Below are 20,379 nucleotides of genomic sequence, written 5' to 3'. Positions count from 1 at the left end.
CCAACCCCGAATGTGCGCGCCGGTGTGCTCCTGGCGACAGTTTCTTCACGCACGCGGCTCCGGCTGGCAGAACCACATGCCGTGGATGTCGTTAAGCGGTCAACCTGTCGAGAACCCCTCCAAATCCTAACAAACCAGCGGCAAATCCCACGCAACCAAAGCCAAATCTTAAGAAACCAGAAACAGTACCCAGATCGACGTTATCGCCAGAAACGTGGCGAATGCCAAGGCGGCAAACCGGTTCATGGCCGCGCCCACAGTTGGGCCATTTCGTCCGCTCCCTACGACTCGGCGCTGAATCCAGTGACGCTGCCCAATGATGCTGCTCAAGATGGTTGCGCCAACCGAACGTATGTTCGTCGCGAAAGTTCCAAAAAGCCAGACCCGTCGCAGCCTTTGGTTGAAGGCCGGCGACAATGCGATGCGCACCAGCGGCGGTTGGGGCGGTTTCCCTGCCAAACGAAGTCGAGACTGGTTGCGTATGTAAAAACTACTTGTCTAGGTGAAAATAGTTGCTACTAATCGGCTGGGCGGTTCAGGGAGGAATTTCGGGCATGACAAGACTGCGCGGTCTCGCGTGGGATCACCGACGCTGCTGGGGTCCGCTCGACGCCAGCATCGGGCCGTATTGTGCCGCCAATCCCGGTCTTGAGATCGAATGGGACCGCCGCAGCCTCTACGAGTTCGGCGAGGGCGCGCTTGGTCCGGTGCTCGGCGCCTATGATCTTGTCGTGTTCGACCATCCGTTCATCGGCGATATTGCCGAAGGCGGGCTGATGGTGCCGTTCGATTTGTCGGCTGAGCAGCGCCGCGGCTTCGAACGGGATTCGGTCGGCGCATCCTGGCAATCCTACGCAAGGGACGGGCGCCAATGGGCGTTGCCGATCGATGCTGCCTGCCAGGTTGCCTCGTATCGCCCCGATCTCCTGGAGCGCTACGGGCCGCTGCCGCGCAGCCATGACGAGGTGCTGGAGCTCGGCCGGCGCGCCTTGAAGGACGGCAAATGGCTTGGGCTGCCGTTGGTGCCGACTGACGCCATGTGCCTGCTTTTGACGCTGGGCGAACCGCGGGAAGACGGCGACGAGTTCATTGCCAGGGAAAAAATCGAGCAGGCCGTTGGGCAATTGCGCCAGCTTGCGGCGCTGTCGCATCCGGATTCGCCGAAATGGAACCCGATCCGCTGCTACGATCATATGATCGCGCATGACGATGTGGTCTACGTGCCGTTCGCCTTCGGCTATGTGAACTATGCCTTCAAGGCAGACAGGCCGTATCTGCGCTTCGCCGATGTGCCGACGCCGCGATCCGCCGGCGCCTTGCTCGGCGGCGCCGGCATCGGCGTCAGCGCCCAATCGAAACACAAGCAGGCAGCCATCGATTACGCGCTGTTTCTGTGCTCGCCCGGCTATCAGCGCGGCGACTATGTGAAATCCGGCGGACAGCCGGGATCGCTGGCGGCGTGGCAGGATGCCGAGGTCAACGCGCTCTCGGGCGGCTTCTTCGCCTCGACGCTGGCGACGATCGAAGCCTCCTATCTGCGCCCGACCCATACGGGCTTCATCAGCTTCTTCCGCCAATGCGCCCCTCATGCTGCCGCGGCCATCGCCGGCGAATTGCCGGCGGCCGAGCTCGCGGATCGGCTGAACCGGCTCTATCGCGAGACCAGGCATGGCCAGCCGCAACGGAGCGTCGCGTAATGGCCACCGATATTGCCCAGATCGTCGACGAAGGCGAAAGCGGCCGCAACGGCTATCGCGTGCCGGCGGTGGAGAAGGCGCTCGATATCCTGGAATTCATGGCTGCCAGCGGCGAGCCGCTGACCCAGACAGAGATCGCCACCGGAATGGGGCGCTCCATTCACGAGATCTACCGCATCCTGCTGCTGCTGGAGAAGCGCGGCTACATTTTCCGGACGCTATCGGACCGCTTCCGCCTGTCGCTGAAGCTATTCGAGCTGGCGCATATGCATCCGCCGGTAAACCGCCTGGTCGAATGCGCGCTGCCGGTGATGCGCGGCCTCGCCGCCAATGCCGACCAGAGCTGCCATCTGGTCGTGCGCGAAGGTGAGAGCGCGCTGGTCGTGCTGCAGATCGATTCGCCTTTGCCGATGCGTTATTCGGTTGCCCTCGGCTCGCATTTCCCGATCCTCGAGACGAGCTCCGGCGCGGTGCTGCTCGCGCATTCGAGCCGCGCCGAGCGCGACCGTATCGTCGAGCGGATCGTCGCTGCGGGCGAAGGCCAAGGCAGCCGGGCGGAAATCGAAGCGCGGCTGAACGACGTCGCAAGGCTCGGCTATGAAATGCGCGCTTCGCTGGCTGTCGAGGGCTGCACCAACATCTCGATGCCGGTGCGCGACCATACCGGCGCGGTCATTGCCGCGCTCACTGTCCCGTTCCTGCCGCAAAAGGCCGCCCGCTTCGATCGCAGCACCGTCTTTGAACGGACTAAGGCGGCGGCCGAGACGATATCGGCGGCGCTGGGCGCGGGCGAAGCTGCCAACTCTCCACGTGCCGACCCGGAACGGCGGGACTATCCGTTCAGCAACTGACAAGAAATACAGGGAGAAGAAACATGAACTGGTCCAAATCAATGCTGTTTGTCTCGGCGGCCGCGCTGGCTCTGAGCGCCGCCGCGGCACACGCCGAAAACATGCCGAAGCGCATCGGCTACGTCACCAATTACGCCACGCATGAGTGGTATCAGAACGTCATCAAGGGCATGCAGGCCCGCGCCAAGGAACTCGGCATCGAACTCGAGGTGCAGGACGCCAATCTCGACATCGCCAAGGAGGTTTCCGCCGCCGAAGACTTCATGGCCAAAGGCGTCGACGTGCTGATTGTCACGCCCGTCAACGAGGAAGGCGTCGTGCCGCTACTGCGCCAGGCGAAATCCAACAACGTTCCGGTCGTGCTCGAAGGCAATCCGGTCAAGGGCATGACCACCATGGTCGCGATCTGCGACTACGACACCGGCTACACCGCCGGCGTTGAAGCCGGCAAATACGCCAAGGAAAAGCTCGAAGGCAAAGCCAAGGTGATGAATGTCGGCCTGCCGCTGCTGTCCGCCACGGTGCTGCGTTCGCAGGGTTTCATGGACGGCCTGAAGACCATCGTCCCCGACGCGGTCATGGTCCACGACCTCGACGGCGGCGGCAATCCGGACCGCGCGCTCGAAGTCTCTTCGGCGGCACTTGCCAAGAACGCCGACATCAACATCATCTACGGCATCAACGATTCCTCGTCGCTCGGCGGCCTCCAGGCCTGGAAAGCGGCCGGCAAGTCGCAGGATGGCCTGTTGACGGTCGGCACCGGCGGCGAAGGCCTCGCCTTCATCAATGCCATGCAGAACGAGCCGTCCTATCGCATCGAAGCCGCGATGTTCCCGGAAAAGGAAGGCTACACCGCCATCGATGCAGCGGTTAAGCTCTTCAACGGCGAAGAGGTGCCGGAACACATCGTCAGCCCGACCGCGCCGATGAACGGCGACGACTGGAAGAAGTTCTACGACTACGACGGCACCACACGAACGATCAAATGGGATGCCGTCAATGCGCTCCAGCCACCGGAAAAATGCATGAAAACTTCCGCTGACCTGAAGAAGTAAGGATTCCGGGTAGCCCTTCCCGCGCGGCGGGAAGGGCATCGGACCGGATGCAGACGGGAAAACAGGTCAACCGCCCTGTTTTGGCCGGCAAGTTCCAAACGGCGACGCTGCCCGAAAATGAAATGGACATGAGCGAGCTTACGCAATCCTCCGCGCCAAGGCGTTTCATCGGCGGCCAGCTGCTGGGCAGCAGCCAGCTGGTGCTCGGCGTGATCCTGGCCGTGCTCTGCATCGCCATTTCGATTGCGGCGCCGCAATTCTATTCCGAGGCCAACATCATCGCCATCCTGCGCCAATGCGCGCTGGTGCTGATCGTCGCCTCGGGCATGACGATGCTGATCATCACCGCGGAAGTCGACCTGTCGGTCGGTGCGTCGCTGGCCTTTGTCGGCTGCATCGGCATGGCCGTACTCAATTCAACGCACAGCCTGACGCTCGGCCTGCTGGCGGCGCTCGCCTTTTCCGGTGCGGTCGGCCTGTTCAACGGGCTGGTTGTCACCAGGCTCAAGGTGAACTCGCTGATCGCCACCATCGGCACCATGATGATGCTGCAGGGCGGCGTCTATCTGTTCACCCGCGAAGCGGTGCAGAACCACCACCGGCTTGCAAGCTTCACCGATCTCGGCGCCGGCTATATCGGCGCGATCCCGCTGCCGGTGGTGATTGCCGCGCTGATTTTCGCGCTGGCCGCGGCAACGCTGCGCTTCACCACGCTCGGCCGCTATCTTTACGCGGTCGGCGCCAACGAGCGAGCGGTTCGCCTCTCCGGCGTGCGCTCGCAACGCCTGAAACTGTTCGCCTTCGTCGTCACCGGCCTTTGCGTCGGCATTGCCGGCATGATCCTGTCGTCGCTGATGAATGCCGGCCAGCCGACCGCCGGCCGCGGCTTCGAGCTGACTGTGATTGCCGCCGTCATCCTCGGCGGCACCAGCCTGCTTGGCGGCCGCGGCTCGCTGCTCGGCACGTTGCTGGGCGTGCTGGTGCTGAAGGTCATCGACAACGGCATCATCATCCTCGGCTGGAACCAGGACCTGCAGATGGTGGTGCCGGGCATCGTCATCATCCTGGCGACCTATCTCGACATCGTCCGGAACAGAGCCAATGTCGGTTGACTTCCTCCATCCCGGCAAAACCGCGGCCGTCGACAAAAGCGTGCCGGCGCTGGAGATGCGCGGCATCGGCAAGCGCTTTCCCGGCGTGATGGCGCTGGACAATGTCGATCTAACCCTGGAACCCGGCAAGATCCACGCTTTGATGGGCGAGAACGGCGCCGGCAAGTCGACGCTGATCAAGATCATGGCCGGGGTCTACGGCAAGGATGGCGGCACCATCCGCCTGCGCGGCCGCGAGGCCGACATCAAGTCGCCGCGCGACAGCCTGAAAGCGGGCATCAAGGTGGTGTTCCAGGAGATCGCGCTGATCGCCGAATTCAGCGTCGCCGAAAACATCTTCCTCGAGGGCTATCCGACCGGCAAAGGCGGCTCGATCGACTGGAAGAAGATCCGCGCCGACGCGGCCGCTCTGTTCAAGCGCATCGGCTTCAACGTCGACCCGGCAGCGCGCACGGGATCGCTGCCGGTCAGCCAGCAGCAGATGGTCGAGATCGCCCGCGCGCTCGCCCATGAGGCCCGCGTCGTGGTGATGGACGAGCCGACCTCCTCGCTGACGCCGAACGAGGTCTCGCTGCTGTTCACCGTCATCCGCCGGCTGGCCGCTCTCGGCATCGCGGTGCTCTATGTCAGCCACAAGCTCGACGAGGTCTTCGAGATCGCCGACACCGTGACCGTGCTGCGCGATGGCCGTCACGTCTCGACCAGGCCGATCGGCGAGCACACCAACGACACGCTGATCCAGGACATGATCGGCCGGCGCATCGAAAACCTGTTCCCGCGCAAGCGCAGTGCGCCGGGCAGCAAGGTAGCGCTTTCGGTTGAAGGGCTCAGCACCGCCAAGAAACTGAAGGACGTATCGTTCGAGGCGCATGCCGGCGAGGTCCTCGGCTTCTTCGGCCTCATGGGGGCCGGCCGGACCGAGCTCGCCAAGGCCATCGTCGGTTACGACCCGATCACTTCCGGCGCCATTTCGGTCGATGGCAGCCGGCTGCTGCCGCACGACACGCACACCGGCGTCCGGCTCGGCATCGGACTGCTCACCGAGGATCGCAAGAGCGAAGGGCTGATGGGCGAGCTGCCGGTCTACCAGAATGCCAGCCTCGCCTCGCTCGGTGCCTTCGCCAGAATGGGCTTCGTCGACAAGGCCAGGGAACGCAAGGCGGTGGAGGACTATGTCGACCGTTTTCGCATCAGGACGCCCAGCCTGTTTCAGTTGGTCAAGAATCTGTCCGGCGGCAATCAGCAGAAAGTGCTGATCTCGCGCTGGCTGATGCGCGGTCTTAAGGTGATCGTCGTCGACGAACCGACCCGCGGCATCGACGTCGGCGCCAAGTCGGAGATTTTCGCGCTCATCGACCGGCTCGCCGGCGAAGGCTTGGCGGTCGTCATGATGACGTCCGAAATGCCTGAGCTGCTGGGCCTTGCCGACCGCATCGCGGTGATGTGCGAAGGCCGCCTCACCGCGATCATGCCTCGCGACGAGGCCACGCAGGAGAAAATCCTCAATGCGGCGATCGGATAAGATGATGACGCTTCGCAAAGGGAGCAAGCGATGAGTCTTGCAGGCACCCAGTCCATCAAAGCCGGGCCATCCATGCTGGCACGATTCCTGGCGCGGCAGGAGCTCGCCCTGCTGCTTTGCCTGATCCTGGTGATTGCGTTCTTTTCCCTGACGGCAGAGAACTTCTTCTCGGTACGCAACATCACCAATGTGCTCGGTCAGGCGTCGCTGGCGCTCACCGCCGGCATCGGCTGCGCCATCGTCTTCATGTCCGGCGAGGTCGACATCTCGATAGGGTCGCTGCTGGCGACCATCGCCCTGCCGCTGATCATCATCATGAACGAAACCAACTCGCTGCTGCTCGGCATCAGTGGTGCGCTGCTGTTCGGGCTGATCATCGGCGTCGTGAACGGCTATCTGACGGCCTATGCCGGCATCAACTCGCTGATCGTGACGCTGGGCACGATGTTCATCATGCGCGGCGGCGTCTATCTCTACACCGGCCAGCGCGCCATCCCCGACGATGCCGCGCTCGACAGCTTCATTGCGCTGTCGGACGGCCGCCTGTTCAATGTCATTCCCTATTCGGCGGTCATCGCCATCGTCCTGCTCGCGGTCTTCGCCTACATCATGCAGCACCGGCCGTTCGGACGGCAGATCTATGCCGTCGGCGGCAATCCGGAAGTGGCACGGCTGGCGGGTTACGACGTGCGCCGCGTCAAGTTCATCTGCTTCATCATCAGCGCACTGCTAGCAACGGTTGCCGGCATCATCCTGGCCGCCCGCGTCGGCTCTGCGCAACATACGGCCGGGCTGAATTTCGAGTTCCAGGTCGTTGCCGCCACCGTGCTTGGCGGCGTAAGCCTTGCCGGCGGCATCGGCAGCCTGACCGGCATGGCGCTTGGCGTGCTGATCCTGCAATTCCTGTCCAACGGCCTGCGCGGTCTCGGCCTGCCGACCGAGTGGCAGCTGGTCATCACCGGCGTGATCATCATTGCCGCCGTCGCCTTCGACGAAGCGAAGCGCCGGCGTGCCATTGGAGGCTGATATGGATCGTCTCAAAGGGAAAACCGCAATCGTCACCGGCGCCGCCGACGGCATCGGCCATGCGATCAGCGAGGCGATGGCGCGTGAGGGCGCGCACGTCGTCCTCGGCGACATCGCCGACGAGAAGGGTGAAAAATTCGCGGCGGAACTGCGCGCCGCCGGCCACCGCGCCGACTACGTCCATTGCGACGTGGCGGAGGAGGCCGATATCGCCGCCCTCATCGACGCAGCCGTCGCCAAGACCGGCCATCTCGACATTCTGGTCAACAATGCCGCCATCGCCATCGGCGGCATGCCGGTTCACGAAATGAGCGACGAGCAGTGGCACCGGCTGATCGCGGTCAACCTGACCAGCGTGTTCCGCGGCTGCAAATATGCGCTGCCGCACATGATCGCGCAGAAATCCGGCTCGATCATCAACATGGCCTCGGCGCAAGGTCATATCGGGCTCGACGGCTGGACCGCCTATGCCGGCGCCAAGGGTGCGGTGATGGCGATGACGCGCCAGATGGCGGTCGAGTTCGGCCCGCTCAACATTCGCGTCAACTCGATCTCGCCCGGCACCATCAACACGCCAATGAACGACAAACTGGTCAAAGAGATCGGCGGCAACCTCGCCAAGGCCTGGGTGAAGATGCATCCGCTCGGCCGCATCGGCAAACCGTCCGAAGTGGCCGAAGCCGCCGTCTATCTCGCCTCCGACGCCGCCGGCTTCACCACCGGCACCGACCTGCGCGTCGACGGCGGCCTCACCGCAGCACCCCGCTACGTACCCGACCTGCTTTGACAACCAACGAGACAAAAATGAACAAGGCCCTCGAAGGCGTCCGCATTCTCGATTTCAGCCATCTGCTGCAAGGGCCGTTCGCCACGCAGCTGCTCGGCGACATGGGCGCCGACGTCATCAAGATCGAGCGTGCCGGCGCCGGCGACATGTTCCGCGGCATGACCTTCTTCGCCAAATGGGTCGGCGGCTCCGAAAGCCCGAATTTCCTCGCCTGGAACCGCAACAAGCGCTCCATCGCGCTCAATCTGAAGAGCCGCAAGGTGCATGCCATCATCATGGACATGGCGAAGAAGGCCGATGTGGTGGTGCAGAATTTCCGCCCCGGCGTGCTCGCCAGGCTCGGCTATGGCTACGAGGATTTCAGGGCGGTCAATCCCGCCATTATCTATTGCTCGGGCTCCGGCTATGGCGAGGAAGGCCCCTATGTCGAGCGCCCCGGCCAGGACATGCTGATCCAGGGACTGTCCGGGCTGATTTCCAACACCGGCCGCGGCGATCAGGCTCCTGTTCCGGCCGGCGCCGGCCTCGCCGACCAGATCGGTGCCATGAACATGGTCTACGGCATCCTGTCGGCGCTCTACTATCGCGAGAAGACCGGCAAGGGCCAGAAGATCGAGGTCAATCTGCTGGCCGGCATGCTGGCGCATCTCAACCAGGAATATGTCGCCGTGCTCAATCTCGGCGAGGATTTCGTGCGCCCGAATTCAGGCATCGGCCACCCCGGCATGCAGGCGCCGTTCGGTATCTACGAAGCGAACGACGGCGGCTATGTGTCGATCGCCATGAGCCCGTTCAAGGCGCTGTACGAGGTGCTAGAGGCGCCGCAGCTTGCTGTTTACGACGATCTGAAGACGCTGTTCGACAAGCGCGACGAGGTGTTCGACAAGGTCAACGCCGAAACCAGGAAGTTTGCCACGCAGGATCTGCTGGCGCGGCTGCTGGCGGCCGACATCTGGTGTGCCGAGGTGAAAGACATCCGCCGCGCAGCCGAAGACCCGCAGGTGAAGCACCTGGGCATGATCACCAGCTACGATCATCCGCGCGGCGGCAAGGTCAGGGTGGTCGCGCCGGCGGTCAAGATGAGCGAGACGCCGGCTACCATAGAACGGCCGGCGCCGCTGGTCGGCCAGCATGGCCGCGAGATACTGGCCGAGTTCGGCCTCTCCAGCGATGAGATTGCAGCGCTTGAGGCGTCCGGCGACATGACCGTGGATGCTGCCTGACGATGAGCGGTTACCAGACACTCACCTTGGAAATATCCGGGCGCGTCGCGGTCGTCACCTTCCGGCGCGCCGATCAGCTCAACGCCATGAACCGGCTGATGCAAAGCGAGATCACCGAGGTTTTCGAGGCGCTGTCGCAGGATGACGGTATCGGCGCGATCGTGGTGACCGGCGAGGGGCGCGGCTTTATGGCCGGCGCCGACATCAAGGAATACGCCGCCCAGACAGCTGCCGAGTTCGACGCCTTCCAGATGGCGGGCACACGCATGTATGCGGCGGTCGAGAACAACCGCAAGCCGGTCATCGCCGCGGTCAACGGCTTTGCGCTGGGCGGCGGCATGGAACTGGTGCTGTGCTGCGACATCGTGATCGCTAACCAGTTCGCGAAGCTCGGCCTTCCCGAAATCAAGCTCGGGCTGGTCCCCGGCGGCGGCGGCACGCAGCGCAGCGTCCAGAAGCTCGGCCGCAACTGTGCCAATTTCCTGCTGATGACCGGCGCCATCGTGCCGGCTTCCGAATTCGTCGGCGCCGGACTGGTCAACGAAATCGTCGATGCCGAGAGGCTGATGCCGCGGGCGCTGGAACTCGCCGGCATGATCGCCGCCGAACCTGCCGCCGCCATCGAGGCCTTGAAGGCGCTGACCGCGCATGCCGTGTCGGGCGGGCTGGCCGACGGCCTTGCCATGGAGCGCGATGTCCTGGGCGGCCTCTACCGCAGCGAGACCGGCCAGCGCCGCGTCAAGGAATTCGCCGAAAAGAGCGCTGCGCGGGCCAAGGCCGCGCCATGATCTCCCTGGTCAAGCCGAACCGGCCGCGCTTCACCGATGTCGAGGGGCTGGCCGCGATGGTCGGCGGCGGCGACGCCTTCGGTGTCGGCGGCCATCATTTCGCCCGGCTGCCGGTCGCCCTGCTGCGCGCCATCACCGGCTCGGGCGTCAAGGGCCTGCGCTATGTCTGCTGGGCCGGCGGGCTGCCGCTCGAACTGCTTCTCGAGGCCGATGCCGTGGCGGAGATCGATATCTGCTTTTCCAGCCTCGATATTTTCGGCCTGCCGCCCCGCTTCCGCGCGGCTGCCGAGACGAATGCCGTGCCGGTTCGCGACTGGACGGCGCTGGCCATGATCCAGGCGTTGCGGGCAGCGCAGCAGAACCTGCCGTCGATGCCGTTTCAGCTTCCGCAGGGTTCGGATATGCTGGCTCGCGTGCCCGGCGCGATCGCCGCGCCCGATCCGGTCGACGGAATCACGACCGGGGTCATCCCGGCCTTGCGGCTCGATACGTTCGTCGTCCATGCCCAGCGTGCCGACGAGAGCGGCAATGTCCAGATCATCGGACCACGGGCGCTGGACTTCGCCATGGCCGGCGCGGCGCGCCAGGTGCTGGTCACGGTCGAGGAAATCGTCCCGGTCGGAGCGCTGCGCCATGCTGGTCGCCAAAACATTTTGACCCGCAACCAGGTGTCGGCCATAGCGCTGGCGCCAGGCGGCGCCCATCCCGCCTCCTGCCTGCCATTCTATGTGACGGATTATCAAGCGTTGGCGGGAGCGTTGGCGGCCAAGGAGATACCTTTGGCGGACAGCCTGAGCGTGCCTTCGGAAGGTGTGCCGGAGCGGGTTCAAGACGCTGCGAAAGTCCGCGCTGAAACAGTCCTCGCAATGCCCGGGCTCGTGCACGGCGAAAAGAAGGCATCCATCGACGAGATCATCGCTGCCCGCATCGCCGCCGAGCTCGACAATGAGAGCTTTGCCAGCGCCGGCGCGGTGTCGCCGCTCGCCAATGTCGCCTACCGGCTGGCCAAGGCGACGCACGCGCCGGACATGATCATCGCGACGATGAGTTGCGGTCATCTCGACATAGCGCCGAGCCCGATGATCCTGTCGTTGATCGAGAGCCTCGATTGCGAGACAGCGGTGGCCCATGCCGGCGGCGACGACACCTATTCGACCTATTACCAGGCCGGCGCCGTGACGCATGAGATCGTCGGTGCCGCCCAGGTCGACCGACGCGGGCGCGTCAACACGATTGCGCTGCGCAAGCGCGACGGCAGCCTCATCCGGCTGCCCGGGCAGGGCGGCATGGCTGATGTCGCCAACATGCATCGCGATTATCTGCTCTACGTCCCGCGCCACTCCCCGCAGTCGCTGGTCGACACCGTCGAGATCGCCAGCTCGGCGCGCGGCTTGCTGACAGAGGCCGAACGCGAGCCGATGGGCTATCGGACCGGCGCGGCGCTGGTGTTCACCGATCTTTGCATCTTTCGGCTCGACCGGGAGAGCCGGCAATTGGTCATCGTCGAGACCATGCCGGGCGTGACGCGCCAGCAGGTCCAGGATGCCACCGGCTTCGCCCTGACATTCGATGCCGATTGCCGCGAGGTTCCGCTGCCCTCGAACGAGACGCTCGACATCCTGCGAAACCGCATCGACCCGCTTGGCCTGCGGCGTCTCGAATTCGTCAGCGCCAAGGAGCGTGGCGCGCTTATCGCCGAGATCCTGGCGGCCGACCGGCTGATGGTCGAGCGCTGTATTGCCGTGCAGCGGTCGCATACCGCAACAGGCTGAAGAGGGGTGGCGCATGGCAAAGCCGTTGCTCGAAATGTCGGCGGCGAGGGTCTTCTTCGACGGCATCTTCACCAGCCCGCGCGTCGCCCATCCGGAAGGCGTGGCCATCCATCGCGACGGCTCGATCTGGTGCGGCAGCGAAACCGGCGACCTGCTGCGCCTGGCCGCTGATGGCGGCTCGGTCGAGCACATGGGCGGCACGGACGGCTTTCTGCTCGGCATCGCCTTCGATAGCGCGGGAAACTGTTTTGCCTGCGATTTGAGACATTCGGCGATCTTTCGCTGGAATGCCGGAACGGGTCAAATGGAGCGCTTCGCCTCGGCTGGCATCCGCGTGCCGAACTATCCGATCGTCGACGAGACACGGGGCTGGCTCTACGTGTCGGACAGCGTAGGCGAAGACAACCGCTCCGGCATTTTTCGCTACCATTTGAAGACCGGCGAAGGCGGCCTGTGGTGTAGCGAGGCCATGGCCTTCGCCAACGGCATGGCGATGGCGCCGGATGGGAGCGGGCTTTATGTGGTGGAAAGCCATGCGGCCTGCGTCAGCTATGTACCGATCCTTGCCGACGGCACGGCAGGACCTCGCCAGCTCGTCGTGGACGGCGTGAACAACGTCCCCGATGGCGTTGCCTTCGCGCCGGACGGTTCGCTGTTCATCTCATGCTACGAGCCGAGCCGCATTTATCGTTGGCGAAAAGATAGCGGGCTCGAAGTGCTGATCGAGGATCCGGCGGCAACGACGCTCGCCCATCCCACCAACATCGCCTTCAAGGGCGACAGGCTCTACACCTCAAATCTCGGCCGCTGGCACATTACCGAGATCGACTTGACGGCGATTTATTAGGTCGAGCCGAACCGGGCGGCTCTCCTCAGAGCTATTGCAGGCGGCCGTGACTGGAGCGGATGCGCAACACCTGCACCCGCGACGGCAACTCGATCAGGAACTCTTCGTCCCGCTCGAGATGGTGGATTTTTGTCGGATCGCCGCCGGTGAACGCCGCCATCGCTTCGACATTTTCCCAATAGGAAATCGTCACGAACTCTGCATGGGTCGGCGTGTCCTCGCGAAAGGTCTGCACGCCCAGCGCCTTCTCGACCAGCGGCTTGATGCCGGCCTCGTAATTGTAGCTTTCATAGGCGTCTGCCTTCTCAGGCAAGGTTCTGCCACGCCAGACACGGGCGATGGTCGGGATTTTCTCTGTCATAGCCATTGAATTCCTGCTGTCTCGAATCGTTCCGACCCGGCATTCGGCTTGGCAAGGCCAGCCCAGCAATGCATCTGCCAGCGACGGTTTTCGCCCTCCCCGGTCGACGTTGGGGGCGCCGCCTCAGCCAGGGCCTCCTTGCCGACGGGTAGGAGACTTACTCCTGATCCTCGGCGCCTGCACCGTGGAAGAAGGACCGGATTTCCTGCATGTCGACGCTGCCGTCACCGTTCTCATCGACGGCGTTGAATATCCGCCCGACGAAATCCTGGACCTCGGTCTGGGAAAGCGCGCCGTCGCCATCCGCATCCACTATGGCGAACATCATGCGCATCCTCGCGCCATGCATCCCGCGTGCAATGCCACCGCGGCCACCCGTCTCCCAACCTCGGTCAGGCGGGCCCATCCTGTAGTCGCGATGCCAGTGGTCGCGACCTCGCCGTTCTGTCCGGGGCGCGCGATCCTCTTGCATTCTCTCCTCCAGCATCTCGGTCATCATCTGGCGCATCATATCGCGCATGGCATCCTGCCCGCTCACTCCGGGCGACTGTTCGGCGCCACGATCCGGCGCCGGCGCCGCGGGCGGGCTCGTCTGGCCGAATGCCGGCGCGGTCAATATGGCCAGCGCGGCTGCAATTACAGTGGTTTTGCTTGCGAGCGTCATCGTAACCTCCATCGGTATGAATTGGTGGCCGAACGTGGTCTGCATCCAAGCCAAACCGGCTGCTCGCCTCATGGTTCCTGGGCAGTCGGCACGGCCGCACAAAAGTCCGCCCGATCGCGGCAACGAAAGCGGCTTGCCCACGTTGCCGTTGATGCGAAGCTCCACCAGGAGGAAAAAATGGCTGACGATAAGAGCAAGCGAGATTTCCGCGACCGCGATCGCGTTTCCGCGGAAGATGAACGTGAAGTCGAGTATTTTGCCCAACAGAACGGCATCACCGCCGACCAGGTCCGCCGGCTGATCAAGAGCTTCGGCAATGATCGCGGGCGCCTGACCGAAGCCGCGAAGGCGTTGCGAGGGATTTCACCTGCCGGAGCCGACGAGGTGACCAGGGAAGCCCGCCAACAGACAACGCCCATGCATCTCGACAAGGAGTGATGCGTGGCTGACTGGTCTTTCCATGGGAGGGACCGACTGACTGGCTGAATGATTTTTCAGCGCGGCGGCCGTTGAGGGCTGCCCAAACCGGCTGATTAGAGCGGAAGCGATAGGGCGCCTATAGAAGATGCCGCCAACGAAGGATCGCGTACCCGGCCAAGACCCACATCGAGAGCACATAAAGCACCAGGATCAACGGGACCATGGATGGCTGGCGCTCGAAGACGTCAGCGTCTTCCTGTTCCTCGATCAAAGTTTCGTCCCGATCGCCTTGCGCGATGCGGGAAAATCTATTTCTCGCCCGTTTCGAAATTCTGGCCGCGGCATCTGCTGCGATGATCGGCTCCTGGGGCGGCGGAAGCCATTCAGGATTGTCGCCAACTTTCTTGTCCATGGCGCCAATAATGTCTTCCCCGTTGGTTATGTTCCATTTTTCTAATGTACGATTTTAACCATCCGCAATTCCGGCCCAATGCGCGGGCGTCAGAACTTGCGGCTCAAATAATCCGAACCGCGAAGCCCGAACCGCCACGCCGCATCGACAGCCTTGGAAATGCCGATCCGGCGGCCTGTTAGAACGGCGCTGGCGTCGCCCGGCTGCCTGAATTCGAATGGCGGCACGTCCAGCGGCAGCCCGTCATGGGATTTGTCGATTGCCAGCGCCTGGCAAAGGCGACCTGGTCCCGAACAAAGCAGCCGGGGATCGTCAAGGCCGCGATTGGCCCGCATCACGTCCAGCCCGGATTGCGGTTCGATTGCGCGGACAAGCACGGCACTGCCGGGCAGGCACACGGCATTGAGGCACCAATGCAGGCCATAGGAGCGATAGACATAGGCGCTGCCTGGGGTGCCGAACATTGCGCCATTGCGCACCGTCCTGCCACCGAAAGCATGCGAAGCCGGGTCATCGGGGCGATAGGCCTCGGTCTCGACGATGATGCCGCCAACGCCATGCAAGAGCAGCGTGGCGCCAATCATGTCGCGCGCGACGATGGTAGCGTCTCGGGCAAAGAATTGATGGTTGGTGGTCAATGTGCAGCAGACTCGATCGCGCCTGAACGTTGCGCGGCAACAAGGTCCCGGACCGGAAGCAAAATGTCCAGCCACTGCGTTGTATTCAGAGCAGCATCGCTGCGCCGATGAAAACCGCAGCGGCCAGCACGACGATGGCGGCAATCACCAGCACCGGCCCATATCGGCGCGGCTGGACGTCGGGCTCATCCTTCAGCGGACGCATCGCATTGGCATAGCTCGCCTGGTTGGTGAACTCCGGCTTTTCATGAGGCGCAGACCGATCCTTTGCCGGAACGCTGCCGGCTGATTCCGCGTCCGTTTCCATGGGAGCCGCGGCTGGGTCGATCCCCGGTGTCTTATCCCCTTCGCGCCCGGCGTCGATATCGCCCCGCGCTTGAGCCGGGCTTCGCCCAAGAGGTGCTGCGTCGGTCATCGTCGAGGTCCTTTCAGAGCATCGGCCTCAAGCATTCTAACCTGCGTCTCATTTCAAAGTTCCCCCGTTTCAAAGTTCCCCTTCTTAAAGTTCCCCCTTCTTAAAGTTCCAACAAGCGGAAGCCGCCTAGGCCTGTTTACAGGAACAACCGACGATCGAGCGGGTTGAGCAAGCATTGGGGAGAGCAAGATGGACTTGGTGCGCCACGCGCCTACATGCGCGGCAGTTCGACAACGGGCCCCAGCGAGCGCGCATGATCTACTTCACCGCCGACACGCATTTCAGCGACCCGCGCATTTTGCGCATCGATCGCCGCCCGTTCGGCTCGCTGGCGGAGCATGATCGGGCGCTCATTGCGTTGTGGAACGAAACTGTCGGGCCGGACGACGAGGTCTGGCACCTCGGCGATTTTGCCAGGGGATCGGCCGCGTTCGTGTCGTCGCTGCTGTCGTCTCTTCATGGCAGCAAGCATCTGGTCATCGGCAACAACGATGCTGCGGCCACCATCGACGCCACGGGTTGGGCGAGCACGCAACACTACAAGGAGCTGACGTTGGACGGCAGTCTGCTGATCCTTTGCCACTACCCTTTTCGCACCTGGAACCAGATCGGCAGGAAATCGATCGACCTGCATGGCCATTCGCACGGCAGGCTCACCCCTGTCGCGCGCCAGTATGACGTCGGCGTCGACAGCTGGGATTTTCGTCCGGTCACGCTAAGCACCATCCTTGCCAACCGCGGCCGAAGGGCGGCTCGGACAAAACCCGGCTGAAGGCGGTTGGCCGCAACCGGAACCTCCGCGGAGCTGAGGCGTTCGAAAAATTGCAAGGCGTAGAGGCAACGGCGATGGCTCAGAAGATCACGACAGGCGCGAACGACCGGCCGCGCAATGAAACCATCGGCCAATCCGGCGAAGGCCTGCCGGACGACAGCAGCAAACCGCTCGAGGTCGACGAAGGCTGGGTCGCCCGGCTGAGAAACAAGCTGCTGGGCAACCCCGGGCAAGCCGGCCAAACCAACGCGGACGAAGTTCCCGCAGGCATTCCCGGCGCTGGCGAGAATATTTGCCGCCGCTGTGCGGGGTCAGGCATGATCGACGGCCGCACCTGCCCCGAATGCGGCGGAACCGGCAAGGTGATGACGCCGATAGGCTGAGAAGCGCCGGTCAGATCGCCGGCACCCACTTCCAGAACACGCCCTCCTTGCGGTCGGGGTAGTGCTTGAACTCGCATTCGAAAAGCCAACCGTAATTCTTCGCGGCGGCAAGCGCCTCCTTGCTGACCGGATTCATGCCCGTCCCCGGCGCAAACCAGTCCTCCAGCAAGTCGTCGGGGATATAGGCGCCGATCCTCAAAGGCAGCTTTTCGAGGACGACATCCATTTCAGGTGGTGCAGGCACGGGGGCGCTCCCTTCGAGATCTGTTGACGAAGAAATCGTTCGAGGTGGATTGGGTTCCAGGCGATCGTGGAGGTGGATTGTCGTGGCGGGCGGGATGGGGTTCGATGTCTGGCTTACGAAACATGGCTGGAATGTAGATCACCAGTTTTGGCGCAACCGACAGGATTCGATCTGGCAGTGATGTAGTCAAATCCATTTGTGCGCTGAGTCAGATTCTGCCAAAGTGGGAAAAAATGACACAGCAGGAGATTCGGCCCCTTGAATACACATCCGATGCCGAGGACCGAATTTTCCATGCTCCGGGAACAGGCTGGGCTCACTATTGAGGAAGCCGCTCGGATCACCAGATCTTCAATCAGTTCTGCATACCGGCATGAGCGGGGAGAGTCCGCCCCAACCGAACTGGCGATTGAGGTTCTCAGGCTCGTTGCTGAGAACCACAGGAAGGCGCTCCCCGAAAGCAAATTCCGCTTCATTGACCTGTTCGCCGGCATCGGTGGACTTCGGTCGGGGTTCGACACTATTGGGGGCAAATGCGTTTTTACCAGCGAGTGGGACAAATACGCAGTGCTCACCTACCGCAAAAACTTCCGCGAGGATCCGGAGCACATATTCGGCGGCGACATTCGTGAATTTACCAACGACGCAGAAGCCCTGAAAACTATTCCGGAGCACGATGTTCTGCTTGCCGGGTTTCCGTGTCAGCCGTTCTCTATCGCTGGCGTGTCCAAGAAGAATGCGCTCGGGCGCAGCCATGGGTTTCTCGACGAGACACAGGGCACGCTGTTTTTCAACGTGGCGCAGGTCATCAAGCACCACAAGCCAAAAGCTTTCTTACTGGAAAATGTCAAAAACCTAGAGAGGCACGACAAGGGCCGGACATTCCAGACCATCATGAATGTGCTCCGTAATGACCTTGGCTATCACGTTACGTCGAAAGTGCTCAGTTCCCGCCCATGGGTGCCGCAGGGACGCGAGCGGATCTTCATCGTAGGTTTCATTGAGGAGACTGACTTCTCTTTTGACCACGTTAGAGTGCCCGACGGCCCGGGACCGAGACTGGGCAGCATTCTTGCCTCGGACGTGAACCCGAAATACACGCTGACTGCCCATCTCTGGCAATATCTCAGGAACTACAAGGCGAAGCACATGGCGAAGGGGAACGGGTTCGGCTACGGTCTTTTCGGCCCGAACGATGTCGCGCGCACACTCTCAGCACGTTACTACAAGGATGGCTCCGAAATACTTATTGATCAAGGTGACGGAAAACGCCCGCGGCGGCTCACGCCCCAAGAGTGCGCGCGGCTTATGGGTTTCGCGCGTGATGGCAAGGAATGGTTCATACCTGTGTCCGATACGCAGGCCTATAAGCAGTTCGGAAACGCTGTGGTGGTTCCTGTCGTCGAGGCCGTAGCAAAGGCCATGAGATCCCATATCCTCGCATTGGCTCAACGCGAAGTTGGTTGACGTCGTAAACCCTGAGACGCGTAGCCGGATGATGGCCGGCATAAAGGGAAGCAACACAAAGCCCGAAATCGTCGTGCGTAAGGCACTACATGCCTTGGGATTCCGTTTTCGTCTTCACGCAAAAGAGGTTCCGGGAAAACCGGATCTCGTTCTGCCCAAATACCGCGCAGCCATTTTCGTGAATGGCTGCTTTTGGCATGGACATGACTGCGACCTTTTCAAGATGCCATCCACCCGTCCGGATTTCTGGCGTGCAAAAATCGCACGGAATGTTGCGCGCGATCTTGAAGTGCGTCGCACCCTGATAGAAAGCGACTGGCGCGCACTAACCATCTGGGAATGTGCCCTGAAGGGCCGGACCAGGCTAGACTTTGACGACATGACCACAAGAGTTGCGCACTGGCTGCGCGGAAATGAAACTACCGGTGAAATTGCGGGGTGCGCATGAGTAGCCAGACAGAATTTTCATTTGAGCAGAACGGAGCCGATGCGGAGCTCCTGACGAAACTCTTTGAGAAATCCGATCGCATCCTAGTCAAGAAACTGTCCAACAATGATCGTCTGTGGGCACATCAGAAGGAGGATGACGAAGGGCGGATCGTGCCCGGGAAAAAGAAGAACAATCAGGCCGGAGTGTACATTCCACAAGAAGAGCGTGATGGCGGCTTCTTTCCACCGCTTGCTGCCAAAGACCGCAGGGATTTAGACGCCGATGAAATCCGGGAGGCATGGATTACAACCCGGTGGCCCCAATCCGATGAAGAGCGGACCTCCCGTCTGGTGCACTACACCAGCAAGGGGCAGGAAACTCACCTGACGCGTCTGCCAAGGACATTGTTTGCCCCTGTTCTTCCTGCTTCGTTCCTTGTCATGGGGCGTGTCAGCAAAGGCGAAGAATATGCCTATGAATGTCTGACGATTGACTCGGGTAGCGATGAAGCCGGTTTGCTAATCGACCTGTTTGCGCTTGATGCCGACTTTCTGATCGGCGTTTTTGAGCCTGCGACGCGTAAAGCGGAAGAACGCGAGAAGGTTCTGGACTTTGCAGAGCAGCTGATTGCGGCGTGGCTGGGCGGCGGCATTGCCAAGTTCGCATCCGACAATGCTGTGATGCCTGTCACTGCTGATCTCGCCCGACTGGCCAGAACCGCCTTCCTCCAGAAGCACTCGCTTGAGAGCATGAATCCGTTTGCCCTGCCAAGGCCCGGCGATGCGTTGCGTGAGATCAGCCGCAGCATCGAATGGGAACTCTTTCGTGAATTTCAACGCCGTGAACGCTCGGTCGAACTCGTGCGTCTTGTTCTCGGTGACTCACCTCGCGCATTTACTGCCTCCGAAGTCATCCGACGGCTGATCGACGAATATCAGTCGATCGATGCCCGGATGCTGTCAGCTAGTCAGCAGCGCAAGTCACGGGCCGGCTACTCATACGAACATCACATCGAGGCGATGCTCCGGGACGGCAGCATTCCGTTCGAAAAACAGGTGATCATCGAAGCGAAGAAACGTCCCGATTTCATTCTGCCTTCGCTTGCCTTCATCGACAGTGGCAGCGCGGAATCATCAACCGGACTCATACTGAGCGCCAAGACGACATTGCGAGAGAGATGGAAGCAGGTCGAGCGCGAAAAGGGTTCGCGTAGGCTGTTCCTGACAAGCGTCGATGAGAACATCGCGGGTAATGCGATCAATGATATGGCATCATTTGGTGTTCATCTGGTGATCCCGGAGAGCCTGATGGAATCGAGGGAAACGGAATATGCCGGACACGCGAATGTCCTGAGCTTTAGAGATTTCTGTGCCGACTTCGTAGAGCCACATCTGGCCAGCTGGGCCTGCTGAATCATTCTACCCCACTAAAAGCCCTTTCCATTCCATTGCTGAATCACCTGTGCGCTTTCCAAGACCGGAAAAGCGTTGGAT

Annotated in this window: 23 protein-coding genes; 18 read left to right on the top strand and 5 right to left on the bottom strand. The window is 62.1% G+C overall.

The window, feature by feature from the left end; genetic code table 11:
• Positions 1–316 precede the first annotated feature (316 nt).
• The 12 genes from NKH91_RS14880 (at position 317) to NKH91_RS14825 (ending at position 12,680) form a co-directional block, all read left to right on the top strand.
• Positions 317–487, top strand: a complete 171-nt coding sequence (locus NKH91_RS14880) for a hypothetical protein (RefSeq protein ID WP_023720492.1) — start codon at positions 317–319, stop codon at positions 485–487.
• A gap of 67 nt (positions 488–554) precedes the next feature.
• Entirely contained in the window at positions 555–1,697 is a 1,143-nt protein-coding gene (locus NKH91_RS14875) for an extracellular solute-binding protein (protein WP_352495079.1), read from the top strand.
• Positions 1,697–2,548 (top strand): IclR family transcriptional regulator, encoded by an 852-nt coding sequence (locus NKH91_RS14870; RefSeq protein WP_023720490.1) that lies wholly within the window; start codon positions 1,697–1,699, stop codon positions 2,546–2,548. Before NKH91_RS14875 ends, NKH91_RS14870 begins: the two co-directional genes overlap by 1 nt.
• A gap of 23 nt (positions 2,549–2,571) precedes the next feature.
• Positions 2,572–3,603: a sugar ABC transporter substrate-binding protein gene (locus NKH91_RS14865; protein WP_023720489.1), complete on the top strand. Its 1,032-nt coding sequence runs from the start codon at positions 2,572–2,574 to the stop codon at positions 3,601–3,603.
• Between the two features lie 128 nt (positions 3,604–3,731).
• Positions 3,732–4,715: an ABC transporter permease gene (locus tag NKH91_RS14860; RefSeq protein ID WP_023720488.1), complete on the top strand. Its 984-nt coding sequence runs from the start codon at positions 3,732–3,734 to the stop codon at positions 4,713–4,715.
• Positions 4,705–6,237: a sugar ABC transporter ATP-binding protein gene (locus tag NKH91_RS14855; protein ID WP_352481459.1), complete on the top strand. Its 1,533-nt coding sequence runs from the start codon at positions 4,705–4,707 to the stop codon at positions 6,235–6,237. The genes NKH91_RS14860 and NKH91_RS14855 overlap by 11 nt, the downstream gene beginning before the upstream one ends.
• Positions 6,238–6,267: 30 nt before the next feature.
• Positions 6,268–7,263, top strand: a complete 996-nt coding sequence (locus NKH91_RS14850; RefSeq protein WP_352481460.1) for an ABC transporter permease — start codon at positions 6,268–6,270, stop codon at positions 7,261–7,263.
• Position 7,264: 1 nt separating this feature from the next.
• The gene (locus tag NKH91_RS14845; RefSeq protein WP_352481461.1) at positions 7,265–8,050 is read left to right on the top strand and encodes an SDR family NAD(P)-dependent oxidoreductase; all 786 of its coding nucleotides are present in this window, start codon (positions 7,265–7,267) and stop codon (positions 8,048–8,050) included.
• 17 nt (positions 8,051–8,067) lie between these two features.
• Complete coding sequence (locus NKH91_RS14840) at positions 8,068–9,273, top strand: CaiB/BaiF CoA transferase family protein (protein ID WP_352495078.1); 1,206 nt, start codon at positions 8,068–8,070, stop codon at positions 9,271–9,273.
• Positions 9,274–9,275: 2 nt separating this feature from the next.
• On the top strand, positions 9,276–10,061 hold the full coding sequence (locus tag NKH91_RS14835; RefSeq protein WP_352846820.1) for an enoyl-CoA hydratase/isomerase family protein: 786 nt from the start codon (positions 9,276–9,278) through the stop codon (positions 10,059–10,061).
• Entirely contained in the window at positions 10,058–11,833 is a 1,776-nt protein-coding gene (locus NKH91_RS14830; RefSeq protein ID WP_352846822.1) for a CoA-transferase, read from the top strand. Before NKH91_RS14835 ends, NKH91_RS14830 begins: the two co-directional genes overlap by 4 nt.
• Positions 11,834–11,846: 13 nt before the next feature.
• The gene (locus NKH91_RS14825; RefSeq protein ID WP_352846825.1) at positions 11,847–12,680 is read left to right on the top strand and encodes an SMP-30/gluconolactonase/LRE family protein; all 834 of its coding nucleotides are present in this window, start codon (positions 11,847–11,849) and stop codon (positions 12,678–12,680) included.
• A gap of 31 nt (positions 12,681–12,711) precedes the next feature.
• On the opposite strand, the gene NKH91_RS14820 is transcribed toward NKH91_RS14825, so the two are convergent.
• A complete protein-coding gene (locus tag NKH91_RS14820; protein WP_352846826.1) occupies positions 12,712–13,041 on the bottom strand; it encodes a hypothetical protein in 330 nt (109 codons plus the stop codon).
• Between the two features lie 157 nt (positions 13,042–13,198).
• The gene (locus NKH91_RS14815) at positions 13,199–13,366 is read right to left on the bottom strand and encodes a hypothetical protein (RefSeq protein WP_352950979.1); all 168 of its coding nucleotides are present in this window, start codon (positions 13,364–13,366) and stop codon (positions 13,199–13,201) included.
• Between the two features lie 18 nt (positions 13,367–13,384).
• Here NKH91_RS14815 and NKH91_RS14810 point away from each other — a divergent pair, with 18 nt between their 5' ends.
• The gene (locus NKH91_RS14810; protein WP_352950978.1) at positions 13,385–14,143 is read left to right on the top strand and encodes a DUF3606 domain-containing protein; all 759 of its coding nucleotides are present in this window, start codon (positions 13,385–13,387) and stop codon (positions 14,141–14,143) included.
• 483 nt (positions 14,144–14,626) lie between these two features.
• On the opposite strand, the gene NKH91_RS14805 is transcribed toward NKH91_RS14810, so the two are convergent.
• Positions 14,627–15,175: a DNA-3-methyladenine glycosylase gene (locus NKH91_RS14805; RefSeq protein ID WP_352846829.1), complete on the bottom strand. Its 549-nt coding sequence runs from the start codon at positions 15,173–15,175 to the stop codon at positions 14,627–14,629.
• 85 nt (positions 15,176–15,260) lie between these two features.
• A complete protein-coding gene (locus tag NKH91_RS14800; RefSeq protein ID WP_352495071.1) occupies positions 15,261–15,590 on the bottom strand; it encodes a hypothetical protein in 330 nt (109 codons plus the stop codon).
• A gap of 253 nt (positions 15,591–15,843) precedes the next feature.
• Here NKH91_RS14800 and NKH91_RS14795 point away from each other — a divergent pair, with 253 nt between their 5' ends.
• Positions 15,844–16,362, top strand: coding sequence for a metallophosphoesterase family protein (locus NKH91_RS14795; protein ID WP_352846832.1), 519 nt, complete (start codon positions 15,844–15,846; stop codon positions 16,360–16,362).
• A gap of 74 nt (positions 16,363–16,436) precedes the next feature.
• Positions 16,437–16,745 carry a hypothetical protein gene (locus NKH91_RS14790; RefSeq protein ID WP_352846834.1) on the top strand — a complete coding sequence of 103 codons (309 nt, stop codon included), beginning with the start codon at positions 16,437–16,439 and terminating at the stop codon, positions 16,743–16,745.
• 10 nt (positions 16,746–16,755) lie between these two features.
• Here NKH91_RS14790 and NKH91_RS14785 read toward each other — a convergent pair whose 3' ends face one another.
• On the bottom strand, positions 16,756–16,989 hold the full coding sequence (locus NKH91_RS14785; protein ID WP_352846835.1) for a hypothetical protein: 234 nt from the start codon (positions 16,987–16,989) through the stop codon (positions 16,756–16,758).
• 258 nt (positions 16,990–17,247) lie between these two features.
• On the opposite strand from NKH91_RS14785, the gene dcm reads away from it, so the two are divergent.
• From dcm to NKH91_RS14770, 3 genes are read left to right on the top strand one after another with little or no spacing between them, the layout of a single operon-like run.
• Positions 17,248–18,456 carry a DNA (cytosine-5-)-methyltransferase gene (dcm, locus tag NKH91_RS14780; RefSeq protein ID WP_352884821.1) on the top strand — a complete coding sequence of 403 codons (1,209 nt, stop codon included), beginning with the start codon at positions 17,248–17,250 and terminating at the stop codon, positions 18,454–18,456.
• Positions 18,449–18,904, top strand: coding sequence for a very short patch repair endonuclease (locus tag NKH91_RS14775; RefSeq protein WP_352884822.1), 456 nt, complete (start codon positions 18,449–18,451; stop codon positions 18,902–18,904). The genes dcm and NKH91_RS14775 overlap by 8 nt, the downstream gene beginning before the upstream one ends.
• Complete coding sequence (locus tag NKH91_RS14770) at positions 18,901–20,298, top strand: type II restriction endonuclease (RefSeq protein WP_352884823.1); 1,398 nt, start codon at positions 18,901–18,903, stop codon at positions 20,296–20,298. The genes NKH91_RS14775 and NKH91_RS14770 overlap by 4 nt, the downstream gene beginning before the upstream one ends.
• Positions 20,299–20,379 lie beyond the last annotated feature (81 nt).

The sequence above is a fragment of the Mesorhizobium sp. M0894 genome (genome assembly GCF_040319725.1).
GTDB lineage: Bacteria > Pseudomonadota > Alphaproteobacteria > Rhizobiales > Rhizobiaceae > Mesorhizobium.
This window is presented reverse-complemented; position numbering and strand designations above follow the sequence as displayed.

Excerpts from the sequence above, each read along its gene's own strand:
- NKH91_RS14880 (WP_023720492.1), top strand. The coding sequence starts at position 317 with ATGATGCTGCTCAAGATGGTTGCGCCAACCGAACGTATGTTCGTCGCG.
- NKH91_RS14875 (WP_352495079.1), top strand. The coding sequence starts at position 555 with ATGACAAGACTGCGCGGTCTCGCGTGGGATCACCGACGCTGCTGGGGT.
- NKH91_RS14870 (WP_023720490.1), top strand. The coding sequence starts at position 1,697 with ATGGCCACCGATATTGCCCAGATCGTCGACGAAGGCGAAAGCGGCCGC.
- NKH91_RS14865 (WP_023720489.1), top strand. The coding sequence starts at position 2,572 with ATGAACTGGTCCAAATCAATGCTGTTTGTCTCGGCGGCCGCGCTGGCT.
- NKH91_RS14860 (WP_023720488.1), top strand. The coding sequence starts at position 3,732 with ATGAGCGAGCTTACGCAATCCTCCGCGCCAAGGCGTTTCATCGGCGGC.
- NKH91_RS14855 (WP_352481459.1), top strand. The coding sequence starts at position 4,705 with ATGTCGGTTGACTTCCTCCATCCCGGCAAAACCGCGGCCGTCGACAAA.
- NKH91_RS14850 (WP_352481460.1), top strand. The coding sequence starts at position 6,268 with ATGAGTCTTGCAGGCACCCAGTCCATCAAAGCCGGGCCATCCATGCTG.
- NKH91_RS14845 (WP_352481461.1), top strand. The coding sequence starts at position 7,265 with ATGGATCGTCTCAAAGGGAAAACCGCAATCGTCACCGGCGCCGCCGAC.
- NKH91_RS14840 (WP_352495078.1), top strand. The coding sequence starts at position 8,068 with ATGAACAAGGCCCTCGAAGGCGTCCGCATTCTCGATTTCAGCCATCTG.
- NKH91_RS14835 (WP_352846820.1), top strand. The coding sequence starts at position 9,276 with ATGAGCGGTTACCAGACACTCACCTTGGAAATATCCGGGCGCGTCGCG.
- NKH91_RS14830 (WP_352846822.1), top strand. The coding sequence starts at position 10,058 with ATGATCTCCCTGGTCAAGCCGAACCGGCCGCGCTTCACCGATGTCGAG.
- NKH91_RS14825 (WP_352846825.1), top strand. The coding sequence starts at position 11,847 with ATGGCAAAGCCGTTGCTCGAAATGTCGGCGGCGAGGGTCTTCTTCGAC.
- NKH91_RS14820 (WP_352846826.1), bottom strand. The coding sequence starts at position 13,041 with ATGACAGAGAAAATCCCGACCATCGCCCGTGTCTGGCGTGGCAGAACC.
- NKH91_RS14815 (WP_352950979.1), bottom strand. The coding sequence starts at position 13,366 with ATGTTCGCCATAGTGGATGCGGATGGCGACGGCGCGCTTTCCCAGACC.
- NKH91_RS14810 (WP_352950978.1), top strand. The coding sequence starts at position 13,385 with ATGCATCCCGCGTGCAATGCCACCGCGGCCACCCGTCTCCCAACCTCG.
- NKH91_RS14800 (WP_352495071.1), bottom strand. The coding sequence starts at position 15,590 with ATGACCGACGCAGCACCTCTTGGGCGAAGCCCGGCTCAAGCGCGGGGC.
- NKH91_RS14795 (WP_352846832.1), top strand. The coding sequence starts at position 15,844 with ATGATCTACTTCACCGCCGACACGCATTTCAGCGACCCGCGCATTTTG.
- NKH91_RS14790 (WP_352846834.1), top strand. The coding sequence starts at position 16,437 with ATGGCTCAGAAGATCACGACAGGCGCGAACGACCGGCCGCGCAATGAA.
- NKH91_RS14770 (WP_352884823.1), top strand. The coding sequence starts at position 18,901 with ATGAGTAGCCAGACAGAATTTTCATTTGAGCAGAACGGAGCCGATGCG.